21 protein-coding genes and 2 pseudogenes are annotated in these 22096 nt (G+C 68.3%); 5 read left to right on the top strand and 18 right to left on the bottom strand.

What is annotated here, in order from left to right; translation table 11 throughout:
- Positions 1-7 precede the first annotated feature (7 nt).
- Positions 8-805: a DMT family transporter gene (locus tag C7T91_RS02955; RefSeq protein ID WP_108257925.1), complete on the bottom strand. Its 798-nt coding sequence runs from the start codon at positions 803-805 to the stop codon at positions 8-10.
- Between the two features lie 55 nt (positions 806-860).
- A complete protein-coding gene (locus C7T91_RS02950) occupies positions 861-2978 on the bottom strand; it encodes an acetate--CoA ligase family protein (protein ID WP_236637940.1) in 2118 nt (705 codons plus the stop codon).
- 260 nt (positions 2979-3238) lie between these two features.
- Between C7T91_RS02950 and C7T91_RS02945 the strand changes: the two genes are divergently transcribed.
- The 5 genes from C7T91_RS02945 to C7T91_RS39005 are packed head-to-tail and all read left to right on the top strand — an operon-like array spanning position 3239 to position 5685.
- Positions 3239-3679, top strand: a complete 441-nt coding sequence (locus C7T91_RS02945) for a CoxG family protein (protein WP_108257923.1) — start codon at positions 3239-3241, stop codon at positions 3677-3679.
- Between the two features lie 20 nt (positions 3680-3699).
- Positions 3700-4188, top strand: coding sequence for a (2Fe-2S)-binding protein (locus C7T91_RS02940; RefSeq protein WP_108257922.1), 489 nt, complete (start codon positions 3700-3702; stop codon positions 4186-4188).
- Positions 4189-4920 carry an FAD binding domain-containing protein gene (locus tag C7T91_RS02935; RefSeq protein WP_236637939.1) on the top strand — a complete coding sequence of 244 codons (732 nt, stop codon included), beginning with the start codon at positions 4189-4191 and terminating at the stop codon, positions 4918-4920.
- 8 nt (positions 4921-4928) lie between these two features.
- A complete protein-coding gene (locus C7T91_RS02930) occupies positions 4929-5393 on the top strand; it encodes a M15 family metallopeptidase (protein ID WP_145962752.1) in 465 nt (154 codons plus the stop codon).
- Entirely contained in the window at positions 5284-5685 is a 402-nt protein-coding gene (locus tag C7T91_RS39005; protein ID WP_108258475.1) for a pepsin/retropepsin-like aspartic protease family protein, read from the top strand. The genes C7T91_RS02930 and C7T91_RS39005 overlap by 110 nt, the downstream gene beginning before the upstream one ends.
- On the opposite strand, the pseudogene C7T91_RS02920 reads toward C7T91_RS39005, so the two are convergent.
- The 16 genes and pseudogenes from C7T91_RS02920 to C7T91_RS02840 all read right to left on the bottom strand — a co-directional run.
- A pseudogene (locus tag C7T91_RS02920) lies at positions 5585-5875 on the bottom strand (4-hydroxyphenyl-beta-ketoacyl-CoA hydrolase); the annotation flags it as partial. The gene C7T91_RS39005 and the pseudogene C7T91_RS02920 sit on opposite strands and share 101 nt — an antisense overlap.
- Before the next feature lie 88 nt (positions 5876-5963).
- A complete protein-coding gene (locus C7T91_RS02915) occupies positions 5964-7778 on the bottom strand; it encodes a feruloyl-CoA synthase (RefSeq protein WP_108258474.1) in 1815 nt (604 codons plus the stop codon).
- A gap of 11 nt (positions 7779-7789) precedes the next feature.
- Positions 7790-8263 carry a MarR family winged helix-turn-helix transcriptional regulator gene (locus C7T91_RS02910; RefSeq protein WP_236637938.1) on the bottom strand — a complete coding sequence of 158 codons (474 nt, stop codon included), beginning with the start codon at positions 8261-8263 and terminating at the stop codon, positions 7790-7792.
- A 9-nt stretch (positions 8264-8272) separates the two neighbouring features.
- Positions 8273-9595 (bottom strand): TRAP transporter large permease, encoded by a 1323-nt coding sequence (locus tag C7T91_RS02905; protein ID WP_108257919.1) that lies wholly within the window; start codon positions 9593-9595, stop codon positions 8273-8275.
- Positions 9595-10134: a TRAP transporter small permease gene (locus C7T91_RS02900; RefSeq protein WP_108257918.1), complete on the bottom strand. Its 540-nt coding sequence runs from the start codon at positions 10132-10134 to the stop codon at positions 9595-9597. The genes C7T91_RS02905 and C7T91_RS02900 overlap by 1 nt, the downstream gene beginning before the upstream one ends.
- A 4-nt stretch (positions 10135-10138) precedes the next feature.
- Positions 10139-11179 (bottom strand): TRAP transporter substrate-binding protein, encoded by a 1041-nt coding sequence (locus C7T91_RS02895; RefSeq protein WP_108257917.1) that lies wholly within the window; start codon positions 11177-11179, stop codon positions 10139-10141.
- An 83-nt stretch (positions 11180-11262) separates the two neighbouring features.
- Positions 11263-12030, bottom strand: a complete 768-nt coding sequence (locus C7T91_RS02890) for a crotonase/enoyl-CoA hydratase family protein (RefSeq protein WP_108257916.1) — start codon at positions 12028-12030, stop codon at positions 11263-11265.
- 14 nt (positions 12031-12044) lie between these two features.
- Positions 12045-12809 (bottom strand): SDR family NAD(P)-dependent oxidoreductase, encoded by a 765-nt coding sequence (locus C7T91_RS02885; protein ID WP_108257915.1) that lies wholly within the window; start codon positions 12807-12809, stop codon positions 12045-12047.
- 863 nt (positions 12810-13672) lie between these two features.
- Entirely contained in the window at positions 13673-15220 is a 1548-nt protein-coding gene (locus C7T91_RS02875; RefSeq protein WP_108257914.1) for a dipeptide/oligopeptide/nickel ABC transporter permease/ATP-binding protein, read from the bottom strand.
- The gene (locus tag C7T91_RS02870) at positions 15217-16173 is read right to left on the bottom strand and encodes an ABC transporter permease (RefSeq protein WP_108257913.1); all 957 of its coding nucleotides are present in this window, start codon (positions 16171-16173) and stop codon (positions 15217-15219) included. Before C7T91_RS02870 ends, C7T91_RS02875 begins: the two co-directional genes overlap by 4 nt.
- A 71-nt stretch (positions 16174-16244) precedes the next feature.
- Positions 16245-17774 carry an ABC transporter substrate-binding protein gene (locus C7T91_RS02865; protein ID WP_108257912.1) on the bottom strand — a complete coding sequence of 510 codons (1530 nt, stop codon included), beginning with the start codon at positions 17772-17774 and terminating at the stop codon, positions 16245-16247.
- A 151-nt stretch (positions 17775-17925) separates the two neighbouring features.
- Positions 17926-18126: pseudogene (locus C7T91_RS34565) on the bottom strand (RsmB/NOP family class I SAM-dependent RNA methyltransferase); the annotation flags it as partial.
- A 15-nt stretch (positions 18127-18141) separates the two neighbouring features.
- Complete coding sequence (locus C7T91_RS34560) at positions 18142-19002, bottom strand: ABC transporter permease subunit (protein ID WP_456237830.1); 861 nt, start codon at positions 19000-19002, stop codon at positions 18142-18144.
- Positions 18999-19322 (bottom strand): ABC transporter permease family protein, encoded by a 324-nt coding sequence (locus tag C7T91_RS34555; RefSeq protein ID WP_236637936.1) that lies wholly within the window; start codon positions 19320-19322, stop codon positions 18999-19001. The genes C7T91_RS34560 and C7T91_RS34555 overlap by 4 nt, the downstream gene beginning before the upstream one ends.
- Positions 19323-19338: 16 nt before the next feature.
- Positions 19339-20952: an ABC transporter substrate-binding protein gene (locus C7T91_RS02845; RefSeq protein ID WP_201741946.1), complete on the bottom strand. Its 1614-nt coding sequence runs from the start codon at positions 20950-20952 to the stop codon at positions 19339-19341.
- Positions 20953-21102: 150 nt separating this feature from the next.
- Positions 21103-21939 carry a MurR/RpiR family transcriptional regulator gene (locus tag C7T91_RS02840; protein ID WP_161555713.1) on the bottom strand — a complete coding sequence of 279 codons (837 nt, stop codon included), beginning with the start codon at positions 21937-21939 and terminating at the stop codon, positions 21103-21105.
- Positions 21940-22096 lie beyond the last annotated feature (157 nt).

Here is a 22096-nt window from a genome sequence, read left to right as displayed (position 1 = left end):
GAACAGGTTATGCGCCTCGGCGGCTGCGGCAAGACCGGGACCTTGCCCGTCCCTGCAGAGCGCCCCGAGTTCCGCGATGTCCTGCGCCAATTCCGCGAAGGCGAGCCGCAGGAGCTCGCGCGGCAGACGGGCGCGCGAGCCGACGACCGGGGCAGGCTGAGGCACGCGCTCGGGCGGCGCGAGCCCCCGGCGGACCGGCCAGCGCCAAGGGCAGGAAGATCGCGGTGCCGATGGCGGCGGAATTGACCTGCATCGCCGCCGCGGTCTCGGTGCGCGACAGCAGCCGCGTGGTCAGGTGATAGACGGCCGCCAGCCCGACATTGATCAAGGCGAAGATCACGCCCTCCAGCACCAGCCCGGTGCCCGGCCGCACGATCGCGAGCACGCCGCAGAACCCTGCGAGCGCGCAGGCGAGGCCGGTGGCGGTCAGCGGCTCGCCGAGGACCGGCCGGGCCAGAAGGATCACCACGACCGGCGAAATGTAGAGGATCGCCACCGCCTCGCCCACCGGCAGCACCCGGAGCGCGAAGGCCATGGCAAGCGAGCCGAAGGCCAGCGAAGCGGCGCGCAGGCAGACGAGCCCGGTGCGTTCCGTCCGCCACAGCGCGCGGCCGTGGCGCGGGCCGAGCACCGCCAGAAGGATCAGGAGGTTCAGGCCGTAGCGCGCCAGCATCAGCCAGATGACCGGATAGCGCCCGGCCAGCGTCTTGGTCAGCACATCGCCAAGCGCGAAGCCCATCACTGCCAGGGCGGCGATGCCCACGGCCAGGAGCGGGCGGGAGGCGTCCCGCGGAAGGGTGGGCATGGGGGCTCCGCGCTAGGGGAAGGCCGCGCCCGGGACCGCCCCGGGCGCGGAAGGGTCAGTGGGCGTCGCGGGCGGTGCCGAGGAAGTCGACCGCAACCAGGCCCTGGCCCTCGGGGCGCACCAGAACCGGATTGATCTCGGCCTCGGCCAGGTTGCGGGTCCGCAGGATCATGTTGCCGAAGCCGACCGCCGCATCGACGAGCGCCGCGATGTCGGCCTTCGGCGCGCCGCGGAAGCCTTCGAGCATGTGCCAGAGCTTCAGCTTCCTCAAGGAGGCCTCGACCTGCGCGGGCGTCACCGGCAGCGCCAGGTAGGTCACGTCGCGGTAGAGCTCGATTGCCACCCCGCCCGAGCCGATCGACAGGACCGGACCGAAATCGGTGTTGCCGAGGCAGGACAGCACGACCTCGACGCCGTCCGTCACCATCTCCTGCACCAGAACCGGCATGTCGGGCTGGCCGAGGATGCGGCGGAACTCGGCGGCATGGGCGTCGACCTCCTCGGGGGTCTGCAACTTCAGCTTGACGAGGCCCAGCTCGGTCTTGTGCTCGGCCGCGTCCGGCAGCACCTTGACCACCACCGGCCAGTTCAGCCCGGCGCAGGCCTCGGCGGCGGACTGGCCCGGCTGGACCAGCGTCCAGTTCGCCGGGGTCACGCCGGCCTCTTCGAGGTAGTCCATCATCCCGCCCCAGCTCTGCGGGACGTCCACGGCGTCGCCGACGACCGGCGGCGCGACCTCGAGCTCCGCATAGCGGCGGCGGTCATAGAGCCAGCGCAGCGCGCGCATTGTGTTGGACGGGTCGTCGGAGATCAGGATGCCCGCCTCGGCGAATTCCGCGCGGATTTCCGGCGAGACCTTCTCCATGGCGAAGGTGATCACGATCGGCAGGCCGCTGTCCTTCGCCGCCTGCTTGAACGCCTCGCCATTGTCGATCAGGTCCTTCATCCCCGAGGAGGCGAACTGGATCACGATGGCCTCGGTGCGGCTTTCGGCGGCGAGCACCGCCAGCGTGTCGCGGAACAGGTTGGGGTACTGGCGGATCTGGCCGGTCAGGTCGACCGGGTTGGCCTTGCGGGCGAATTCGGGCAGCGTCTCTTCGAGCCTGGCCATCGTGGCGTCGCTGAAGGTGCACATCGGCAGGCCGCGTTCGTCACTGTGGTCGGCCAGAAGCGCGCCTGCGCCGCCCGAGGAGCTGAGCACCGCGATGCCGCCGAGCGGATCGCCCGAGACGCGCGGATCGGGCATGTAGGACAGCGCCTCGACCGCTGCCATCGCCTCGCCGAGGCTCTCGACCATGATGACCCCGGCCTGCTCCAGCACGTCGGTATAGATGGCGTGGGGCGAGGCGATCTTGCCGGTATGCGAGGCGGTCGCCTCCTGGCCGAAGGCCGAGCGCCCGGCCTTCAGCACCACGATCTGGATGCCGCGCGCCCGCGCCCGGGCCGCGATCGGCAAGAGCCGGGCAGCGTCGTTCAGCCCCTCGAGATAGAGCCCGACGACTCGCACGTCGTCCTGCTCCACCACCCAGGACAGCGCGTCGAGCGCGTCCATGCAGGTCTCGTTGCCGACGCTGACGATATAGGAGCAGCCGAGCCCCGAGCGCTGCAGATGCGCGCCGATCGCCCCCATCAGGGCGCCCGACTGGCTGACGATGGCGATGGGCGCATGGCGCAGGTCCCTCAGGCCGAAGGCCGCCGCGCCGAAGGTCAGCATGGTCTTGGCCTGCACCGACCAGACGCCCTGGCCGTTCGGGCCGAGCACATGGACGCCGTGCTTCTCGGCGGCGGCCTTCAGCTCCAGGGCCAGCTCCTTGCCGGACTCGATCTCCTCGAAACCGGCCGAATAGACGATGGCGCAGGTGATGCCCTTCTGGCCGCATTCCGCGATCAGGCCCGGCACGGTCGCCGCGGGCGTGATGATCAGCGCCACGTCCGGCACCTCGGGCAGGTCGGCGAGGGTCTTGTAGGCCTTGTGGCCCTCGACCTCGTCGGCGGAGGGCGAAACCGGATAGATGCGGCCCTCGAAGCCGTGCTGGATCAGGACCTTGACGATCCGGTTGCGGGCGCCGGGCTTCGGCGAGGCCCCGACGATCGCAACGCTCTCGGCCCGGAAAACCTTGTCCAGCGGCGGGACTGTGATGCCGTCATAGGCGGGCGTCTTGCTGTCCATCATGTTCATGTCTCGGTCTTTCTGTTCTCGTACTCTCTCGCGGCGGGCGGGTCGATGCGGCGGCTGCGGCGCGCAGGGGCCGCGACCCGCGGGGGAGGGCCGCCGCATCCATGTTGCATGACCGCCTTGTGCAATCGGCGTGCCACCGCCGCGGGGCAGGGGCGAGATTATGTCAGGACATTTATGTCTTTCTGGCATGTCATTTGCGGTGCTTCCGGCAACGCCCGCCCGCGGAGGGGCGGTGGAGGCGAGGAGACACGGATATGGAACTGACCGGAGACTACCGGATTCCCGCGCCGCGGGAGAAGGTCTGGAACATGCTGAACGATCCGGAGGTGCTGCGCGGCTGCATCCCGGGCTGCCAGGAGCTGTCGGGCAGCCCCGAGGACGGGTTCGCCGCCTCGGTGAAGCTGAAGATCGGCCCGGTTTCGGCGACCTTTGCGGGCGCGGTGACGTTGTCGGACCTTGTGCCGCCGGAAAGCTACCGGATCTCGGGCGAGGGCAAGGGCGGGGTCGCGGGCTTCGCCGCAGGCGCGGCGGATGTGCATCTGGCCGAGGACGGGGGCGAGACGGTCCTGAGCTACAAGGTCGACGTCAAGATCGGCGGCAAGCTGGCACAGCTCGGCTCCCGGCTGATCAAGTCGACCTCGGACAAGCTGGCGCGGCAGTTCTTCGACTGCTTCGCCGCGAAGGCCTCGTCCTGAGCCGCGGGAGGGAAACCGGCATGACCGAACTCACCCTGACCGTGAACGGCACCGTGCATCGCTGCGAGATCGAGGACCGCACGCTGCTGGTGCATCTGCTGCGCGACCATCTCGGCCTGACCGGCACGCATGTCGGCTGCGACACGACGCAATGCGGCGCCTGCACCGTGCATCTCGACGGGCGCGCCGTGAAATCCTGCACGATCCTTGCGGTCGCCATCGGGGGCGCCGAGGTCACCACGATCGAGGGGCTCGCGCCGGACGGCAGGCTGTCGCCGCTTCAGGAGGCCTTCCGCACCCATCACGGGCTGCAATGCGGTTTCTGCACGCCGGGCATGGTGATGGCCGGGACCGACCTGATCCGCCGCCATGGCGGGCAGGTCGACGAGCGCATGGTGCGCGGCGAACTCGAGGGCAACATCTGCCGCTGCACCGGCTACGTGAACATCGTCAAGGCGGTGCTGGCCGCCGCCGCGGAGTACCGCGCGGCGCAGGGGGAGGGGGCCTAGATGTACATGTACGACTTCACCTACCGGCGCCCCGCCACGCTCGCCGAGGCGGCGGCGCTGTTCGCCGGGGCCGACAGCCCGGCCTTCCTTTCGGGGGGGCACACGCTCTTGCCGACGATGAAGAACCGGCTGGCCATGCCGGACCTGCTGATCGACCTGCGGGCAATCCCCGAGCTTGCGGGCATCCGGCACCAGGGCGGGCGGCTGGAGATCGGTGCGGCTTCGACCCATGAGGCGGTGGCGGCCTCGCCGGAGGTGCGCGCCGCCATTCCCGCCCTGGCGGCGCTGGCGGGCTCGATCGCCGATCCGCAGGTCCGCCGGGTCGGCACGATCGGCGGTTCGGTCGCCAACAACGATCCCGCCGCCGACTATCCGGCCGCGCTTCTGGGCCTCGGCGCGGAGATCGTCACCGACCGGCGGAGCGTCCCGGCGGACGATTTCTTCGAGGGCCTCTTCACCACCGCTCTGGAGGACGGCGAGATCGTCCTGCGCATCTCGGTTCCGGTTCCGGAGGCGGCCGGCTATGCCAAGCTGTGCAGCCAGGCCTCGCGCTATGCGGTGGCGGGGGTGTTCGCCAGCCGCACGGGCCGGGATGTGCGCGTCGCGGTCACGGGCGCCGGGTCCGACGGGGTGTTCCGCTGGGCGGAGGCCGAAGCCGCGCTGTCGCTCCGCTGGGATGGGGGCCGGTCGACGGCTGGTGGGGGCCGCGCACCGAGGCAGCGGTCGAGGTGATGATGGGCGTGGCTGATCCGCTCTGGCGTGACAGGATCGACGCCATCCAGCCCGCGCCGTTCCCCGTCGAGACCCGCGGGCAGCGGGAGCTGGATGCCTTCTATGGGCTGCCGGGGCGGCAGGGCGGCTACCGCCCGCCGCTGGTGCAGGTGCCGGTGCCGTGGGTCATGCGGCTTGCCTGGGACACCTCGGCGACGCGGTCCTTCCTCTGGATCCACGAGCGGGCCGCGGATAGCGCCGCCCGCGCGCTCGGCCGGATCGCGGCGAGCTACACCGAGGCCGAAATCCGCGACCTCGGGCTCGATCTGTTCGGCGGCGACTATGCCCCGCGGCTGATGCGCGGCGCGAACCGCTACAGCCTGCATAGCTGGGGCATCGCCATCGACTTCGACCCGGTGCGGAACGGCCTCCGCTCCACCGCTGCCACCGCCCGCCTGGCGCAGCCCGACGCTGCGCTGTTCTGGCGGGCCTGACCAGTGGCAGTCAGAACCACCATGGAGGCCAGCCCAACCGCGGTGCAGCTCCACGCCCACCAATGGCACCGGCACAGTCAGGCCNATCCAGGCTCGTGTCAACCACGCGTCTGCAGAAGAGGCACAAGCAGCACCAGAGGTCGTACTGGGTACGTTTCCTGTTAACTCAATCCCTGCAACAGTACTTTTTGAGGGATCAGGATGTCGGAATGCTCGGCGCAGAGATCGGCGACCTCGTAGTTCGAATAGCGTCGGTAGCCGGTTTCGCGCTCGGCATCGACGGGGAAGATGACGGCGGCGATGTTCTGTTCGCGGTAATGCGCGGCGGTCTGCGGGATGGTCGGCGGATGCGCCCAGGGCGCGCCGAAATATTTTGCCATGGTCGATTGCAGCTCGTCATAGCCGTCATCGTCATGGCAGCCGCAGGCTTCCTCGGCATGGGTGTGGAAGTCGATGGCGCGGATGGTGGAGAAATCGACCATGTCGTGTCTTTCCTGGAAGTAAGGTCTTGGCGGTCAGAGAGGAGGCCCCGGGTCGGGCCCGGGGCGGGACAGGGCCCCGGGACTCGCGTCAGACGCGGATCAGGCCCGGGTCCTCGTTGTCGTAGAGCCGCTCCAGCAGCCCGGCGCGGCGGGTGATGATCTTGCGCACGTTCAGGCTGCCCTTGTCGGTCACCTCGCCGTCCTTCAGCGAGGGCGGCTCGGCGAGAATGATCGCGCGGGTGATCTTCTTCGCGCTGCCGGTCGCGCTGCGCTCCATCTCGCGCATCACGGCCTCGATCCCGGCCTGCAGATGCGCGTCGATCACCGCGCCTTCGGAGGTATTGTCGCCATGGACCTGCTCGGGGCGCGGGAAGATGAAGAGCCCGATCTCGCCGCGGTCATGGCCGCAGATCACCACGTCCTGCACCAGGCCGCGCAAGGCCTCCAGCGCGTCGAGCCGGAGCTTCCCGGCCTGCACCCAGGTGCCGGTGGTCAGCTTGAAATCCTCCGAGACGCGGCCGTCGAACACGAGCCCCCGGTCGGGATCGGCGGGATCGACGAAGCGCACCGCGTCGCCGGTGACAAGGTAGCCGTCCGCGTCGAAGGCCTCCGCGGTCTTCTTCGCGTCCTCCCAGTAGCCCGGCATGATGTTCGGCCCCTTGACGCGCAGCTCGCAGCGCATCCCGGCATCGGGGATCAGCTTGATCTCGGTGCCGGGCAGCGGCACGCCGATGATGCCGGAGCGGCCGACATTCTCATGCAGCATGATCGTCGCCGGGGCGGTTTCCGTCATTCCCCAGGAGGAGATCATCAAGGGCAGCCGCCCGCGGATTTCCATCGCCATCTCCTCCAGCCGGGTCCAGACCGGCTGCGGCAGCGAGGCGCCGGCATAGAAGATCAGGTCGAGATCGCGGAAGAACGCCTCGCGCAGCGCCAGGTCGTCTTCCATCGCCTGGACCAGCATCGAATAGCCGACAGGGACGTTGAAGCTGAGCGTGCCGGGATGGGCGCGGGTGTTCTCCAGCGTCGTGGCAAAGCCCCGCGCGGTGGGCTTGCCGAGATCGATGCGCATCGTGCCGCCATGGGCGAGCATCATGTTGACGTTGTGGCTGCCGCCGAAGACGTGGTTCCAGGGCAGCCAGCAGGTGATCTTCGGCGGGCGGTCCTTCAGGAAGGGCAGCACCGAGGACATCTGCGCCTGGTTGGCGCACATCATCCTCTGGGTGGTCAGCACGCCCTTCGGGTCCGAGCTGGAGCCGGAGGTGAAGAGCACCTTGGCCACCGTGTCGGGACCGACCCGCCGATGCGCCTCCTCGAGGCCGGGCGAGGCGTCCCCGGCCATCAGCTCGGCCAGCGGCGTCACCGGGCGCGGCGCGCCTGCGGGATCGGCGGCAACGATCTCGACTCCCGCGAGCTGCGGCAGCTCGAGCGCTTTGGCATAGCGGCGCGCGCTGTCGACGAAGGCCATGGCGGGGCGGATCTTGTCGAGCACGTAGACCAGCCGGCCATGCGCCTCCTCGATCAGCGAATACTGCTCGGCTAGCGGCACGGTCGGGATGCCGACATACTGGGCGGCGAAGCTCAGCAGCGCGTGGTCGACGCCGTTGCCGGACATGATCACGATCGGCGTGCCGGGCCCGAGGCCGCGGGCCAGCAGCCCCGAGGCCAGCGACCGCACCATTTCCAGCACTTCGGCATAGCCGTGCTCGCGCCAGCCTTCGCCCGCGCGCTCGGCCAGGAAGATGCGGTCCGGCGTATAGGCGGCCCAGCGGTGCAGCCAGACCCCGGTATGGGAGACGATCTCGTCCATCGGGACGCGGGTGCTCAGCACGATGTCGCCGCCCCGGCGTTCCATCGCGACGTCATGCGGGACCATGCTCAGCCCCGTTGCCATGTCCTTCATCATGTCCTCCCTCAGCCCTCGCGGTTGCTGTCGGTAAACCTCCGGAGCAGATCCGCCAGCACCGACCGTTCCTCCTCGGTCAGCGCCGAGAACAGCCGCGCCTCATGTGCGCGAACCGCCTGCTCCGCCTCCTTCCATGTCTTGCGCCCCTGGATGGTGGCGCGCAGCGCGTAGGAGCGCCGGTCCCCCGGCACCCGCCCCCGCGAGATCAGCTCGGCTTCTTCGAGCTGGTCGACGATCACCACCACGCCCGATCGGTCGATGCTCATTGCCTGGCTCAGCTGGGTCTGGGTGATGTCCGGGTTCCCGACGATGATCGCCAGCGCCGAGAAGGTCGTGGTCCGCAGCCCGAGCGGCTCCAGCGTGCGCATCATGTCCTCGCGCACCAGGATGTAGGCGCGCTTCATGTTGTACCCGGCGAACTGGCGCAGGTTCTCGTCCGTGGGGATCTCTGCCGTGCGGGGCATCGGGGTGGGGGTTGCCATGTCTCGTTCCTATCCTGCCACCAGGTCGACCAGCCAGAAGCTGAAGCCCGGGACCGCGACCAGGAGCGCGATGCGCACCGCCTCGGCCATGATGAAGGGGATGGTGCCGGCGAAGATCTGCTTCATCGGGATGTCCCGTGCCATCGACGCGATGACGAAGAGGTTCATCCCCACCGGCGGGGTGATCAGCCCGATCTCCACCACCACGAGGGTGATGATGCCGAACCACATTGCCTGCTGCTCGGGCAGGAGCCCGAAATCGAGCGCCATGACCGTCGGGAAGAAGACCGGCACGGTTAGCAGGATCATCGACAGGCTGTCCATCACGCAGCCCATCACCAGGTAGAAGGCGATCATGGCGAGCATGATGGCCATCGGCGCGATGTCGGCAGCCGAGAAATAGGCGGCGACCTCTGCAGGCATGCGCGACAGCGCCAGCGCCACGTTGAAGATGTCCGCGCCGAAGACGATGGCGAAGATCATCGCGGTCGAGGCGGCGGTCTCGATCAGGCATTCCATGACGATCCTAGGCGTCAGCCCGCCCTTGAGAATGCCGAAGACGAGCGTCAGCGTCACGCCGACCGAGGCGCCCTCGGCGGGGGTGAAGATGCCGCCGTAGATGCCGCCGAGCACGATCACGAAGATGGCGACGACATGCCAGATGTCCTTCAGCGCGCGCAGCCGCGCGGCCATGCCGGCCTTTTCATGGGTCGGGCCTTCCTCGGGGAAGAGCCGGACATAGATGGCGATGGCGGTGCAGAAGCCGATCACGGCGAGCGTGCCCGGAATGGTGGCCGCAAGGAACAGCTTGACGATGTTCTGCTCGGTCAGCAGCGCATAGATGATGAGAACGACCGAGGGCGGGATCAGGATGCCGAGCGTGCCGCCCGCCGCGAGCGAGCCCGAGGAGAGCGCGCCGGAATAGCCGTGCTTCTTCATCTCGGGCAGCGCCACCTTGGCCATGGTCGAGGCGGTGGCCAGCGACGAGCCCGAGATCGAGCCGAACATCGCGCAGCCCATGACCGAGGCCATGGCGAGCCCGCCCTTCAGATGGCCGATCCAGGCATTCGACGCCGAGAAGATCGCCCCCGAGATGCCGGTGCGGGTGGCCAGATGGCCCATCAGGATGAACAATGGCACGATGGCGAGCTCATAGGACATGAATTTGTCCACCCAGGCGGTGTTCATGTAGGCCATCAGCGCGAAGGGCGAGGCCAGGACCATGTAGCCTGCGGCGCCGACGGCGCCCATCGCCAGCGCGATCGGCATCCTGAGGAAGATCAGTCCCAGGAGGACGGCTACCATGATCAGGGCAATGGTGACGGGATCCATCAGCCGGACTCCAGGACGCGGAACGCGGAGGACAGGCGCGGCAGCGCCATGAGAAGGGCGACCAGCGCCGCCAGCGCGGTGCCGAAGACGGCGGGCACATAGACCCACCAGAGCGGGGCCTTCAGCAGCATGGTGCGGTCGCCGTAATCGGCCATCTCGAACAGCCCGTGCGACAGGCGCCAGCAGATCAGCCCCCAGCCGAGCGCGAAGACCGCCATCCACAGCCCGTCGATCCGCCGCTGCGCGCGGGCAGGCAGCCAGGAGGTGAAGAGATCGACCATCACATGGCCCTGCGTCAGCTGGCAGAGCGGCAGGAACAGCGAGGCGCAGGCGGCGCAGACCAGCTCCACCAGCTCGAAATCGCCGCGGAAGCCGCCGATCCCGAGCGTGCGCAGGATCACCGAGAGGGTAACGAAGAGCGCCGCCCCGAAGATCGCCACGCCGCCGAGCCCCGCCGAGACCGTGCAGAGCGCGTGGAGGCCGCGGAACAGGGGGGAGCGCCCCCCCTGTCCCAGCGCGGAATGCAGGCTCCCGGCCATCGGATCAGGCCGCGTCCAGGAGCTCGTTGGCGCGCTTCAGGACCGCGGCGCCGTCCAGCCCGTCATCGCCCAGCTTGCCCGCCCAACTGTCGTAGATCGGCTGCGCCATCTCCTGCCACTTGGCGATTTCCTCCGCCGGGATCTCGGCGATCGTGTTGCCCTGCTCCTCGACCTTGGACTTGCCGAAGGCCTCGAACGCGTCGAACTGGGCGCCGATCCGCTGGCTGAGCGCCGCCCCGGAGGCGCCGTCGATCACTTTCTGCAGATCCGGAGACATGCGGTCATAGCTGCGTTCGCTCATCAGCAGCGCGAAGGTGTTGGTATAGAGCCCGCGCGCGCCCGGAGCCGGGGCGGCGGAGAACTGGGTCAGTTCCTGGAGCTTGAAGGCCGGAACCACCTCGTAGGGCAGGCAGCAGCCGTCGATCAGCCCGTTCGACAGGCCCACGACCATCTCGGTCACCGGGAAGAACACGGTCTCGGCGCCAAGCGCGGCCAGGAGCTCGCCGGTGGCCTGGTTCGGGGCGCGCAGGCGCATGCCCTGCATGTCGGCCTGGCTGGTGACCGCCTTGCCGCGGGTATGCAGCTTGCCGCCGTCATGGGCGTGGAAGGCGAGCGGTTTCATGCCGCGGTACTCGCCGCCGCCGAATTCGTCCATCAGCTGCTGCATGGCGACCGAGGTCTTCTCGGCATTGCGGACCATGAAGGGCAGGGACAGGGTTTCGGCGACCGGGAAGCGGTCGGGGGTGTAGACCGGCAGCGTCCAGGCGATGTCGCAGATGCCCTGGCGGACCTGGTCGGCCAGCTGCGGAGGCTTGCCGCCGAGCTGCATCGAGGGGAAGATCTGGATGTCGATGGCGCCGTCCGAGGCGTCGGAGATCTCCTTGGCCCAGGGCTCGAAGAACTGGCTCTGCATCGGCGCGACAGCGGGCAGGAAATGGTGGAGCCTGAGCGTCACCTCGGCGGCCTGCGCGCGGCGCAGGAAGGCCGGCGTGGCAAGGGCGGCGCCCATCGCGGTCATCGCGGCACGGCGGGTCAGTCTGGTCATTGTGTTTCCTCCCTGAAAAACGACCGTCTCTGTCTCGATGGACCGCCCTGCCGCTCTCCTCCCGGCGGGACGGTCCCCTGATCCTAGCGGAAGGCCGGGGCGCGCTTCTCCAGGAAGGCCTTCAGGCCCTCCTCGGCGTCCGGGCTGGTCTGGCTGACCGCGGCGCAGAGGCTTTCGGCGAAAAGCCCGTCCGAGCGGCTCATGTCGTCGATCCGGCTGATCGCCTGGATCATCATGTAGTTCGACAGCGTCGCGTTCCTCGCGATCTTCGCCGCCAGCTTGCGCGCGAGCGGAAGCGCTTCGCCCTCGCCGACCGTGTAGTGGGTCAGGCCCAGCATGAAGCCTTCCTGCGGGCCGAACTTGCGCCCGGTCAGCATCATCTCGCACATCCGGTCGGCGCCGATGATGCGGCCGACATGGACCGTCGCGCCGCCGCCGACGAAGATGCCGCGCATCCCCTCCGGCAGCTGGAAGATCGTCGACGGCTCGGCGATGCGGACATGGGTGGCGCAGGCCATCTCCAGCCCGCCGCCGATCACCGCGCCGAACATCGCCGAGATCACCGGCAGGCCGGAATAGCGGATCGTCTCCATCACCCGGTGCCAGTTGCGGCTGTGGCGCATGGTGCCTTCGGCATCGCGCGACACGTGCTCGCTGAGGTCTAGGCCCGAGCAGTAATGCCCTTCGGTGCCGGTCAGGATCACCACGCGCACGCCTTCGGGCGGCTTGCGGAAGAAACCGTCGATCAGCTCCATCAGCTCGTCGCACATCGCGTTGCGCTTGGCGGGGCGGTTCATGGTCAGCGTGGCCACGGGGCCGTCGATCCCGACCTTCAGCATGTCATCGGCCATGGGGGTTTCCTTCTTCATTTCGGCGGCATCCGCGCTGCCCCGTCGAGGCGGATGACGGAGCCGTTCAGCATGGGGTTCTCGACGATCGACTGCACGAGGCGGGCGTATTCGTCGGGCAGGCCCATCCGGGATGGAAAGGGCACGTTCTTCGTGATCTCGGCGCGCACGTCGTCGGGCAGGCCCGCGCTCATCGCGGTCTCGAAGAGCCCGGGCGCGATCGCCATGACGCGGATGCCGAAGCGGGCGAGCTCGCGCGCGGCGGGCAGCGTCATCGAGGCGACGCCGCCCTTCGAGGCGGCATAGGCGGCCTGGCCGATCTGCCCGTCCTCGCAGGCGACCGAGGACGTGTTGACGATCACGCCGCGCGTACCGTCGGCATCGAGCGGATCGAGCGCGGCCATGGCGCGGGCGGCGATGTTCGTCACCGCATAGGTGCCGATCAGGTTCACCTTGATTGTCTTCTCGAACAGGTCGAGGGTGAGGCTGCCGTCGCGCGGCAGGATCCGGCTCGCCGTGCCGATCCCGGCGCAGGAGACGGCGATGCGGGGCGACGACCACGTTTCGGCCAGCTCGGCGAAGACCGCTTCCAGCGCGGCGCTGTCGGTGACGTCGGCGGCGAAGGCCAGCCCGCCGATCTCCGCGGCGACCGCATCCGCGGCCTCTTGGTTCCGGTCCAGAACGGCCACTTTCGCGCCGCACCCAGCAAGCCTCTTCGCGGTGGCCGCGCCGAGACCGCTGCCGGCGCCTGTCACCAGCGCCACAGCTCCGTCGATCTGCATCGAGTCTCCTCCCTCTTGGCCAAAACAATTGCCCTGAATGATTGTTCTGTCAATCAACAAATTGTGCCGGAAACAAAACCCTCGAACGGGCGCGTCGGCGGAGCGGATGCAGGGGCCCGGGGGAGGAGAAATGCGACTCGACCTGCGCGGCGGCGGCGGGGTTCAATGTCCCGGCTCCGGCGAGCCTTGCGCTGAGCGGAAATCCGCCATGCACTCGGCGGTTGGCTAGGTGCGCGGCGGCAAGGCCGGAAGGGCAGTCACGGAAAGTTTGGCGCACGAAACCCTGCCCGCGGCATCAAGCCTGCTTGGCCGGTTTGTACTTTGTTAACCTTGGAAACTTTTCCGCTCCAAGGCCACCGCAGCGCGGTGCTGCGCCGACAGTCCCGCGAAAGTGAATTTGCGTCAAGGGACTAGAATGTGTTTTGCGGTTGCAGCAAATGCGACGCCGTGACACCTACGGCCACCCGCGGGCCACGCGTATCGCCGCGCCCATTCCTGGCATGTCCTTCGGGGGGTGTCTGTGTTTCCTTGCGAGAGGATCACCAGCGATGACCTCTCGACCCAAAACCGAGAGGTACGTGTGAAAACTCTCCTGCAAACCGTCCTGCTGGCCGTAACGGCCGCTGCCCTCTCAGGGTGTCAGTACGACGTGTTGCTCCCGGCCGGATGGGTCGGGGAACAGCAACGCAACCTGCTGGTGATCTCCACCCTGCTGATGCTGATCGTGATCGTCCCCGTGATCTACATGGCCGTCTACTTCCCCATGAAGTACCGTGCCGACCGCGAGGACAAGTCCGATTACGATCCCGAATTCGCCCATTCCAACAAGCTCGAAGCCATCGTGTGGGGCGGCCCGATCGCCATCATCGTGGTGCTGGGCTGGCTGACCTGGGAATACACCCACAAGCTCGACCCCTACCGCCCGCTCGACGTGGCGGCGGAAGCCGCAGGATCTGCGCCTGGATCGTCGGGTCGAGCGCGGTGGTCGGCTCGTCGGCGATCAGGAGCTTCGGCGCGTTGGCGACCGCCATGGCGATCATCGCGCGCTGGCGCTGGCCGCCCGACAGCTCGAACGGATAGGCGCGGATGCGGCGCTCGGGATCGGGGATGCCGACCTTGCGCAGGAGCTCCACCACCTCGGCTTCGGCCTCGGCCTTCGGCATCGGGCGGTGGCGCTGGATGATCTCGCAGAGCTGGTCGCCGATCCGGTGCACCGGGTTCAGCGCGGCGGCGGCATCCTGGAAGACCATCGAGATCTCGTTGCCCCTGAGCGGACCGAACTCGTCCTCGGTAAGATGCGCCAGATCGACCGCGCCGCCGGAGCTGCGGAACCAGGCATGGCCGCCGGTGACCGACAGGGCATTCGGCAGCAGCCCGGTCATCGCCAGCCCGGTCAGGGTCTTGCCCGAGCCGCTTTCGCCGACCAGCGCCATGGTTTCGCCGGGCTTGATTTCGAAGGCGATCTCCTTGGTCAGGCCCAGCGAGGCATGGTCCAGATCGACGCCGACCGACAGGTTCTCGATCTTCAGGAGCGGCACGTCGGGCGCGGGCGCGTCCGGCGTCCGCTTGATCTGGCGGCGCAGCCAGGCCGCCCCGCCGCGGGCGGCGGTCTTGGGGCTGAGCACGTCCTGCAGGCGGTCGCAGATCACGTTGAGAAGCAGAACGGTCCCCGCCAGCGACAGCGACGGCCAGAGCAGGAGCAGCGGCTGCTGGTCCATCGCGGCGCGGGCGGCGCGGATCATCAGCCCCCAGGAAGGGGCCGGCGGCACCACGCCGAGGCCGAGGAAGGAGAGGCCGGATTCGAGCAGGATGCCCGAGGCGACGGTCAGCGAAAACTGCACGAGGAGCGGCGGCACGATGTTCGGCAGCACGGTGCGGGCAAGGATCTTCAGCGGATGGGTCCCCATCGCCTCCTGCGCCTTGACGAAATCCAGCCCGCCGGTCTGCAGCGTCGCGGCATAGACCACGCGGGTGTAGTTCGGCACGAAGAGGATGGTCAGCGCCACGGTCAGCGTCAGCACGCCGGCACCGAGGATGGTGATGACCAGCATGGCAAGCAGCAGCGGCGGCAGGCAGATCACGATCTCGGTGGAGCGGACGGCGAGGATCTCGGTGATGCCGCGGAAATAGCCGCCGAGCAGGCCGAGGATCGTGCCGATCACCGCGGCGCAGAAGGCGGAGCCGAAGGCGACGGCCAGCGAGGCGCGCGCGCCCCAGATGATGCGGGACAGCACGTCGCGGCCGTATTCGTCATTGCCCAGCCAGTTCGCGGCCGACGGCCCGGCGAAGCGGTTGGGGATGTCCATGCCGATGGTCGGCTGCAGCGGCAGCACCGGGGCGAGGATCGGGAAGGCGATCAGGATCGCCGCCACGCCCAGCCAGATGTAGAGGGAACGTTCAGCTCGGGTCATTTCGCCAGTTTCACCCTTGGGTCGAGCACCGCGTAGGTGATGTCGATGAGAAGATTGAGGAGCACGAAGAGGAAGGAGATCACCAGCACGATGCCGACCACTTCCGGATAGTCGCGGGCCTCGACGGCGCGGACGAGATAGCCCGAGAGCCCCGGCCAGTTGAACACGTACTCCACGAGGACGGTGCCGCCGATCAGCGTGCCCATTTCGAGGCCGAGCACGGTGATCACCGGGACCAGCGCGTTCCTGACCACATGGCGGCGGATGATCGGGCCGCGGGCAAGGCCCTTGGCGCGGGCGGTGCGGACATGGTCCTTCTCCAGCACTTCGAGCACCGAGGCGCGGGTCATGCGGATCATGACCGCGGTCAGCGGCAGCGCGATGGTGGCGGCGGGCATGGCCAGCAGCGACAGGTGGCGCAGCGGATCCTCGGCCAGGGGCACGTAGCCGCCCGCGGAAATCCAGCCCAGCCATTGCGCGAAGACCAGGATCATCGTGGTGCCGACCACGAAGACCGGCGTCGAAAGCGCGGCGGAGGCCAGGAGCGACACGAATTTCTCGGACCAGCCGCCGTCGCGCATCGCCGCGAGCGTGCCGAGCGGCACGCCGATCAGGCAGGCGATGACGGCAGCGGCGAGGATCAGCTCCAGCGTCCGCGGCAGGCGCAGCGCCAGCTCGGGCGCGATCGGGTTCTGGTCCCTGAGCGAGACGCCGAAATCCAGATGCGTGAGGTCGGCGATATAGGAGGCGTATTGCGCCAGAACCGGCCGGTCGAGCCCCATCTGGGCGCGCAGCTCGGCCACGGCGACGGGATCGGGCGCGGAATTGCCGGCGGAAAGCAGGAGCTCGGCCGGATCTCCGGGCACGAGATGGAGCACCAGAAAGACCAGCGTCGAGACCAGCCAGACCAGCACGAGCGCGATCAGCACGCGGAGGGCGACATATCGGAGCATCGGGGCAGCGTGTCCCTTTCGGAAAGGTCAGGCGCCCCCGCCCGCAGGGGAACGGGCGGGGGCGGAGGGGCTCAGCTCAGCGCGGTCTCTTCCAGCGAGATGCCGGAATAGAAGGTGAGCTGGCCGGGGAGATTCGAGAAGCCGGTGACGTTCGACGCCATCGCATAGCCCTGGGCACGCGAGCACAGGAAGACGCAGGGCGACTGCTCGATCGCCGCTTCTTCCATGCCGCGGTAGATCGCCTGGCGCTCGGCTTCGGCGAAGGTCACGCGGCCCTTGTTCAGCGCCTCGGTGATCTCCGGCGTCTCGATGCCGAAGCTGCGCACGTAGCTCGGCTTGGCCGAGCCGTCGAGCACGGTGGTCAGCCCGTCGGGATCGTTGCTGTCGGCAGAGGTGCCCATCACGGCGATGTCGTACTGGCCCTCGTTGCCCTTCTGCACGCGGGTCGACCAGTCCGGCAGGTCGAGCGTGACGTTGATGCCGATCATCATCAGATAGGCCTGCGCGACCTCGGCGGTCGACTGGTGCATGCCGTATTGCGCGGTCGAGAGCATGGTGCAGCTGAAGCCGTCGGGATAGCCGGCCTCGGCGAGGAGCGCCTTGGCCTTCTCGGGATCGTATTCCCAGCCATTCGCCAGATCCTCGTTGTAGTAGGGCGAGGACTCGTCGAGCGGCAGATGCGCCAGCGGCGCGCCATGGCCGTAGAAGGCGGCGGCGACCACGTCTTCGCGCTTGATCGCATGGCCGATTGCCTTGCGCACCAGCGGATTGTCGAAGGGCGCCTTGGTGCCGTTGAAGGTCAGGTACATGAACGGGCCCGGCACGGTGTCGAGCGTCAGCGCATCGTTTTCCTCGATCCGCTCCATCGCCGCCCAGGGCACGTATTCGATGATGTCGACATCGCCGGCTTCCAGCGCCGCGACGCGCAGGTTCTCGTCGGAATAGACGATCACCTCGATCGCATCGACCTTCGGCTCGCCGTCCTTGTAGTAGCCGTCGAAGGCGGTGACCCGCAGCGACACGCCGCGCTCGAGGCTGTCGAAGACGAAGGGACCGGCGCCGACCATCGAGGTCGCCTCGGCGCCCTCCTGCAGGATCGGCATGTGGTAATGCGCGAACCATTCCGGCACGACCGCGGTCGGATCGGCGGTGGTCAGGATCACGGTCTTGTCGTCCGGCGTCTCGATCGAGGTGATCGAGGCCATCTGGGCGCGGCGGAAGGCGGTGCTGTCCTCGGCGGCGACCTGCTCGATGGTGTATTTCACGTCCGCCGCGGTGACCGGCTTGCCGTCATGGAAGGTGGCGTCGCGCAGCTTGAAGGTCCAGACGCCCGCATCGTCGACCTCCCAGCTTTCCGCCAGCTCGCCGCGCAGTGCGCCCTCGGGGTCGAAGGAGGTCAGGCCGCGGTGGATCATCAGCTTGACGGTGCCCGCCGCGGTGCCGGTCGAGGCCCACATGTCGAAGGAGGGCGGATAGGCCGACAGGCCGAAGCGCAGCGTGCCGCCTTCCTGCGCGCGCAGCCCCGCCGTGCCGAGAAAGGTCAGCGTGCCGGCGGCCATGGCGGTGTTGAGGAAACCGCGCCGGTTCATCTTCAAGGTCATCTCTGTCGCTCCTGTTGGGATGTGGCAGGGCCTTTGGCGGCCCCGTCCGGTTTGTCCTGTTGATGCCCTCAGGCGGCCGCGATGCCGTCGCGGGCGTCGCGCGCCTTGTCCGCTTCGGTCCGCTCCGCGGCCGGGCCGTAGCCGCCGCCGCCGTTTCCGCCCCGCCGCGCGCAGCCAGGCTGCGCTTGCGGCGCAGCGCCCCGAAGACATGGTCGCGGATCGCGGCGCGGTCCTTGGACCCGGCATAGCGGTTCGCGCGCCCCCAGGTGGTCAGCACCTTCTCGGCGGGCTCCCCGCCGAGGACCCGGTCGAGAATGTCGATGGCGGCGGCGATGCGGGCGGCTGGGGTCACGGGCAGGCTCCTGCGTCAGAAAAGAAAAGGGCCGGACCCGCATGACGCGGATCCGGCCCCGGGATAGGATCGGGACAGAGATCGTGCGGGGTCAGCAGCGGCGCGAAGNGCGCAGGCGAGGAACAGCACCGACAGCACGGCGATGCAGATGAGCGCGACCGGATCGCGGCGCAGGCGGCTCCAGACCCGGGCCCAGTAGCCCGGGGATTGCGCGGCGGCGACGGCGGCGGCCGCGGCAGTGGCAGTCATGGCGGTCATTTGCGGCTGATCCTCCGGTCGAAGAGCGGCTGGACAAGGTCCACGGCCAGGTTCAACGCCACGAAGATCNAGCGCCAGGACGAGAATGGTGCCCTGCAGGAGCGGCAGGTCGCGCTGCAGGATGGCCTGGCTCAGGAGCGTGCCGGTGCCGGGCCAGGCGAAGACGGTCTCGACGAGGATCGAGCCGGCCATCAGATAGCCGATCTGCACGCCGATCACGGCAAGCGCGGTCGGCGCGATGTTCTTCAGGACGTGCAGGAAGACCTCCGTCCCGGACAGCCCGCGGGCGATCAGCGCCGGGACGAAGTCGCGCGCCCGCGCCTCGGCGACCAGCGCGCGGACCGATCGGGTGATGATCCCGGCGGGCATCGCCGCCAGCGTCAGCGCGGGCAGGATCATGTGCCTGAGCTGGTCGAGCGGCGCGCCGCTGCGCGAGGCGCCCATGGCCGGCAGCCAGTTCAGGTTGGCCGAGAAGATCACGACCAGCACGATCCCCAGCCAGTAATGCGGCACCGAGACGCCGGAGATCGCCACGACCGAGGCGATCCGGTCGGCCCAGCCGCCGATATTGTAGCCTGCGATCAGCCCCAGCCCCAGCCCGAGGGCGACGCCGATCACCGAGGCGAGCGCGGCCAGCGCCAGCGAATAGCCGAGCGCCTGGCCGATCTCGGCCGCCACCGGGCGGCCGGTGGCGATNCGAGTTNGCCGAAATCCCCGCTCAGCACGTTGCCGAGCCAGAGCGCGTATTGCACCGGCAGCGGCCGGTCGAGCCCGTAGCGGGCGCGGGTGTCGTCGATCTGTTCCTGCGTGGCATCGGCGGGCAGCACCAGCGAAAGCGGGTCGCCGGGCGCCAGCTGCACCAGGAAGAAGCAGATCAGGCTGACCGAGAAGGCGACCGGGAGGGCCGCCAGAAGGCGCCGGATGGCATAGTTCCACATGGACGGCCCCTCCGGATCACTCGAGATCGACGCTGGTGAGATCGATGTACCAGTTCTGCGGCGGCACGAAGCCGGTCACCTCCGGGGCCATCGCCCTCGGCGCCACGTCATGCGCGACGAAGAGGAAGAGCGCGTTGTCGACATAGTGCTCGTGCAGTGCCTGCACCGCCGTGGCTTGCTCGGCGGGGTCGAAGGTGGTGCGGATCGTGTCGATCAGCTGGTCCGCCTCGGGCGAGGCATAGTGGCCCCAATTGGTGCCCTTCGGCGCCACCAGGCGGCTGTCGACATGGCGCATCAGCGCCGTGAACGGGTCCTGGCTGAAATAGGAGGAATTCGTCGCCGTTGCCCCGTCGGTGCCCGGATCGGTCGCCCCAGCCCGCCAGTTGGCCAGGAGCGCGTTCCAGTCGCGCACGTCGAACTCGACCTCGATGCCGACCGCCGCCAGGTTCTGCTGGATCAGCTCGTTCATCAGCAGCGGCTGCATCTGCCCCGAGCCTGCGGGCGAGATGATGGTCTTCACATGCACCGGATTCTCCGGCGAATAGCCTGCTTCGGCCATCAGCGCCTTTGCCGCCTCCGGGTCGTAGGCCACCTCGAATTCGGGATCGCCGAACCAGTCCGAGCTCGGCGGGACCAAGCCCTCGGCCGGGACCATCATGCCGCCGAGCAGCGCCTTCATGCCCTCGCGGTCGATGGCGAGGTTCGCGGCCTTGCGGATGCGGATATCGGTCCAGGGGCTGCCGTCGAGCATCGAGAAATGCCACGGCCAGACATGCGGATAGACGTTCGAGACGATCTGGAAGCCCGCGGCTTTCATGCTGTCCATCGCATCCGGGGGCGGGGCCTCGATCCAGTCGACCTGGCCCGAGCGAAGCGCCGCGACGCGGGCCGAGGGATCGGGCACCGGCAGAAGCTCCAGGCCGTCGAGCTTCGGAATGCGGCTCTCGTCCCAGTAGGCATCGTTGCGCACCAGATGCGCGCTCTGGCGCGGCGTGTAGCTTTCGACCTTGAACGGTCCGGTGCCGGACGGCGCCTGCAGGAAGGCGTCCCAGCTTCCGGCGGCCTCGAAGGCGGCGGGCGAGGACATCACGATCCAGGCGATGTTGAAGGGCAGGAGCGCGTCGGGCGAGCTGGTGGTGATTTCGACGGTCATCGGATCGACGGCGCGGACCGAGGCGACGGTGGGGATGCGGCCCTTGCCCTGCGCGGATTGCTTCTCGTCGAACTGGGGCGCGTCGGGGTTCAGGATCTTCTCGAAGTTCCAGACAACGGCCTCGGCATCGAAATCCGAGCCGTCATGGAATTTCACGCCCTCGCGCAGCGTGAAAGTCCATTTCGTCTGGTCCTCGGGGTCGACGGACCAGTCCTTGGCAAGGCCCGGCACCAGCGTGACCGGCTTGTCCGACGAGCTCAGGTCGTAGCCGATCAGTGCCTCGAAGGCCTGGTAGGCCATGAAGCGCATGCCTTCGGCGCCCTGGTCGCTCTGCCCGTTCGGCAGCGGGATGTCGGCGGCCGTCATGGCGATGCGCAGCGTGCCGCCGGCTGTCGCCAGCGAGGGCAGCGCCAGTGCCAGCGCGGCGGTGGCCAGCAGTCCCGCGCGGCGCGGCGCCTTCAGGATGGGATGGGTCATTGGGGGTCTCCAGCAGGGATGCGTTGCTACTGGAGGTATGAAATTGCAATTTCATAGAAGCATGTAAAGAAATAAATCTGTCATTTCTGAAATCGGCCTTCCGCTGCGTCCGGATTGGGCAAGGGCAGGGGAAAACTGCCTGCCAAATGGTCAGAGTTCGTCCAAGTCGCGGTGCAGTTCCTCGATCACCGAGAGGTGCCGCCGCCCGTCCTGGCCCGAAAGCTGCAGGATTCGCGTTGCCAGCACCTGCATCAGCAGCATCGCCGAGACATGGCTGTAGAGCGGCCCCGGCGCCAGCGTCGCGCATTGCATGTGCCAGCCGAGATCCGTCCGTCGCTCCTCGCCCTCGTCGGAGACATAGGCGATCTGCGCGCCGCGCTGCTTCAGCGCTTCGATCAGCGGCGGCAGGGATTTCGGCCTGCGCGCCATGCCGATCACGATGGCGCAGTCCCCGGGGCCGATTGCGGCGACATGCTCGGCCATGGTATGGCCGCCCGAGGGGATCAGCGTGGCCTGCGGACAGACTTGGTAGATTTGCCAGTGCAGATAGGAGGCAAGGGCATGGCTGCTCCGGAAGCCGATGATCCAGACCCGCCGCGCCGCAAGCACCGCCGCGGCCAGCGCCTCGATCTCGCTGGCGGGCAGGGTGAGGAAGGTCTGGCCGATATTCGCCTCGGCCTGCTGCAGATGCGTCTGCAGCATCTTGTCCGGACCGTCTTCGCTCGAGGCCACCATGTAGAGCGCCGCGCCGGTTTTCCTGGCGGTGCGCACATGGCGTCGCGCCTCCTCGTAATTGGCATAGCCGATCCGCTTGACGAAGCGTGACACGGTGGGCGCCGAGACATTGGCCAGCGCGGCCAGTTCCTGCCCGGTATAGGCGGCCAGCTCGCCGGGGAAGTTCAGCAGGAACACCGCCAGGCGCCGCTCGGCCGGATGCAGCCCGTCGAGGCTGTTGCGGACGCGGTCGAGGAAGCTGGGATCGGACATGGGCATTCTCCTGGTTCCCGCAAGAAATCCTGCTTTCACCAGGGAAGTCAATCGCCGCTCCGGACAATCGGTCCGATTGGAAGGAGACGGCGCAGGCTGGCAGCTTGAACCTCCTGACCCGCGTCCGGATGGAGACCAGGATGACGACCGGCACGAC

Source organism: Mangrovicoccus ximenensis, from assembly GCF_003056725.1.
GTDB classification, from domain to species: Bacteria; Pseudomonadota; Alphaproteobacteria; order Rhodobacterales; family Rhodobacteraceae; genus Mangrovicoccus; species Mangrovicoccus ximenensis.
Note: the sequence above shows the minus strand (reverse complement) of the source record. Positions and strands in the feature narration are given on the sequence as shown.

What these genes read in the sequence shown, in the direction of transcription:
- C7T91_RS02890 (WP_108257916.1), bottom strand. Translation starts at nt 12,030, where the DNA reads ATGGCCGATGACATGCTGAAGGTCGGGATCGACGGCCCCGTGGCCACG.
- C7T91_RS02945 (WP_108257923.1), top strand. Translation starts at nt 3,239, where the DNA reads ATGGAACTGACCGGAGACTACCGGATTCCCGCGCCGCGGGAGAAGGTC.
- C7T91_RS02955 (WP_108257925.1), bottom strand. Translation starts at nt 805, where the DNA reads ATGCCCACCCTTCCGCGGGACGCCTCCCGCCCGCTCCTGGCCGTGGGC.
- C7T91_RS02935 (WP_236637939.1), top strand. Translation starts at nt 4,189, where the DNA reads ATGTACATGTACGACTTCACCTACCGGCGCCCCGCCACGCTCGCCGAG.
- C7T91_RS02910 (WP_236637938.1), bottom strand. Translation starts at nt 8,263, where the DNA reads ATGGCAACCCCCACCCCGATGCCCCGCACGGCAGAGATCCCCACGGAC.
- C7T91_RS02845 (WP_201741946.1), bottom strand. Translation starts at nt 20,952, where the DNA reads ATGACCCATCCCATCCTGAAGGCGCCGCGCCGCGCGGGACTGCTGGCC.
- C7T91_RS02900 (WP_108257918.1), bottom strand. Translation starts at nt 10,134, where the DNA reads ATGGCCGGGAGCCTGCATTCCGCGCTGGGACAGGGGGGGCGCTCCCCC.
- C7T91_RS02905 (WP_108257919.1), bottom strand. Translation starts at nt 9,595, where the DNA reads ATGGATCCCGTCACCATTGCCCTGATCATGGTAGCCGTCCTCCTGGGA.
- C7T91_RS02885 (WP_108257915.1), bottom strand. Translation starts at nt 12,809, where the DNA reads ATGCAGATCGACGGAGCTGTGGCGCTGGTGACAGGCGCCGGCAGCGGT.
- C7T91_RS02940 (WP_108257922.1), top strand. Translation starts at nt 3,700, where the DNA reads ATGACCGAACTCACCCTGACCGTGAACGGCACCGTGCATCGCTGCGAG.
- C7T91_RS02865 (WP_108257912.1), bottom strand. Translation starts at nt 17,774, where the DNA reads ATGACCTTGAAGATGAACCGGCGCGGTTTCCTCAACACCGCCATGGCC.
- C7T91_RS02915 (WP_108258474.1), bottom strand. Translation starts at nt 7,778, where the DNA reads ATGAAGGACATGGCAACGGGGCTGAGCATGGTCCCGCATGACGTCGCG.
- C7T91_RS02840 (WP_161555713.1), bottom strand. Translation starts at nt 21,939, where the DNA reads ATGTCCGATCCCAGCTTCCTCGACCGCGTCCGCAACAGCCTCGACGGG.
- C7T91_RS02950 (WP_236637940.1), bottom strand. Translation starts at nt 2,978, where the DNA reads ATGATGGACAGCAAGACGCCCGCCTATGACGGCATCACAGTCCCGCCG.
- C7T91_RS02875 (WP_108257914.1), bottom strand. Translation starts at nt 15,220, where the DNA reads ATGACCCGAGCTGAACGTTCCCTCTACATCTGGCTGGGCGTGGCGGCG.
- C7T91_RS02895 (WP_108257917.1), bottom strand. Translation starts at nt 11,179, where the DNA reads ATGACCAGACTGACCCGCCGTGCCGCGATGACCGCGATGGGCGCCGCC.
- C7T91_RS02870 (WP_108257913.1), bottom strand. Translation starts at nt 16,173, where the DNA reads ATGCTCCGATATGTCGCCCTCCGCGTGCTGATCGCGCTCGTGCTGGTC.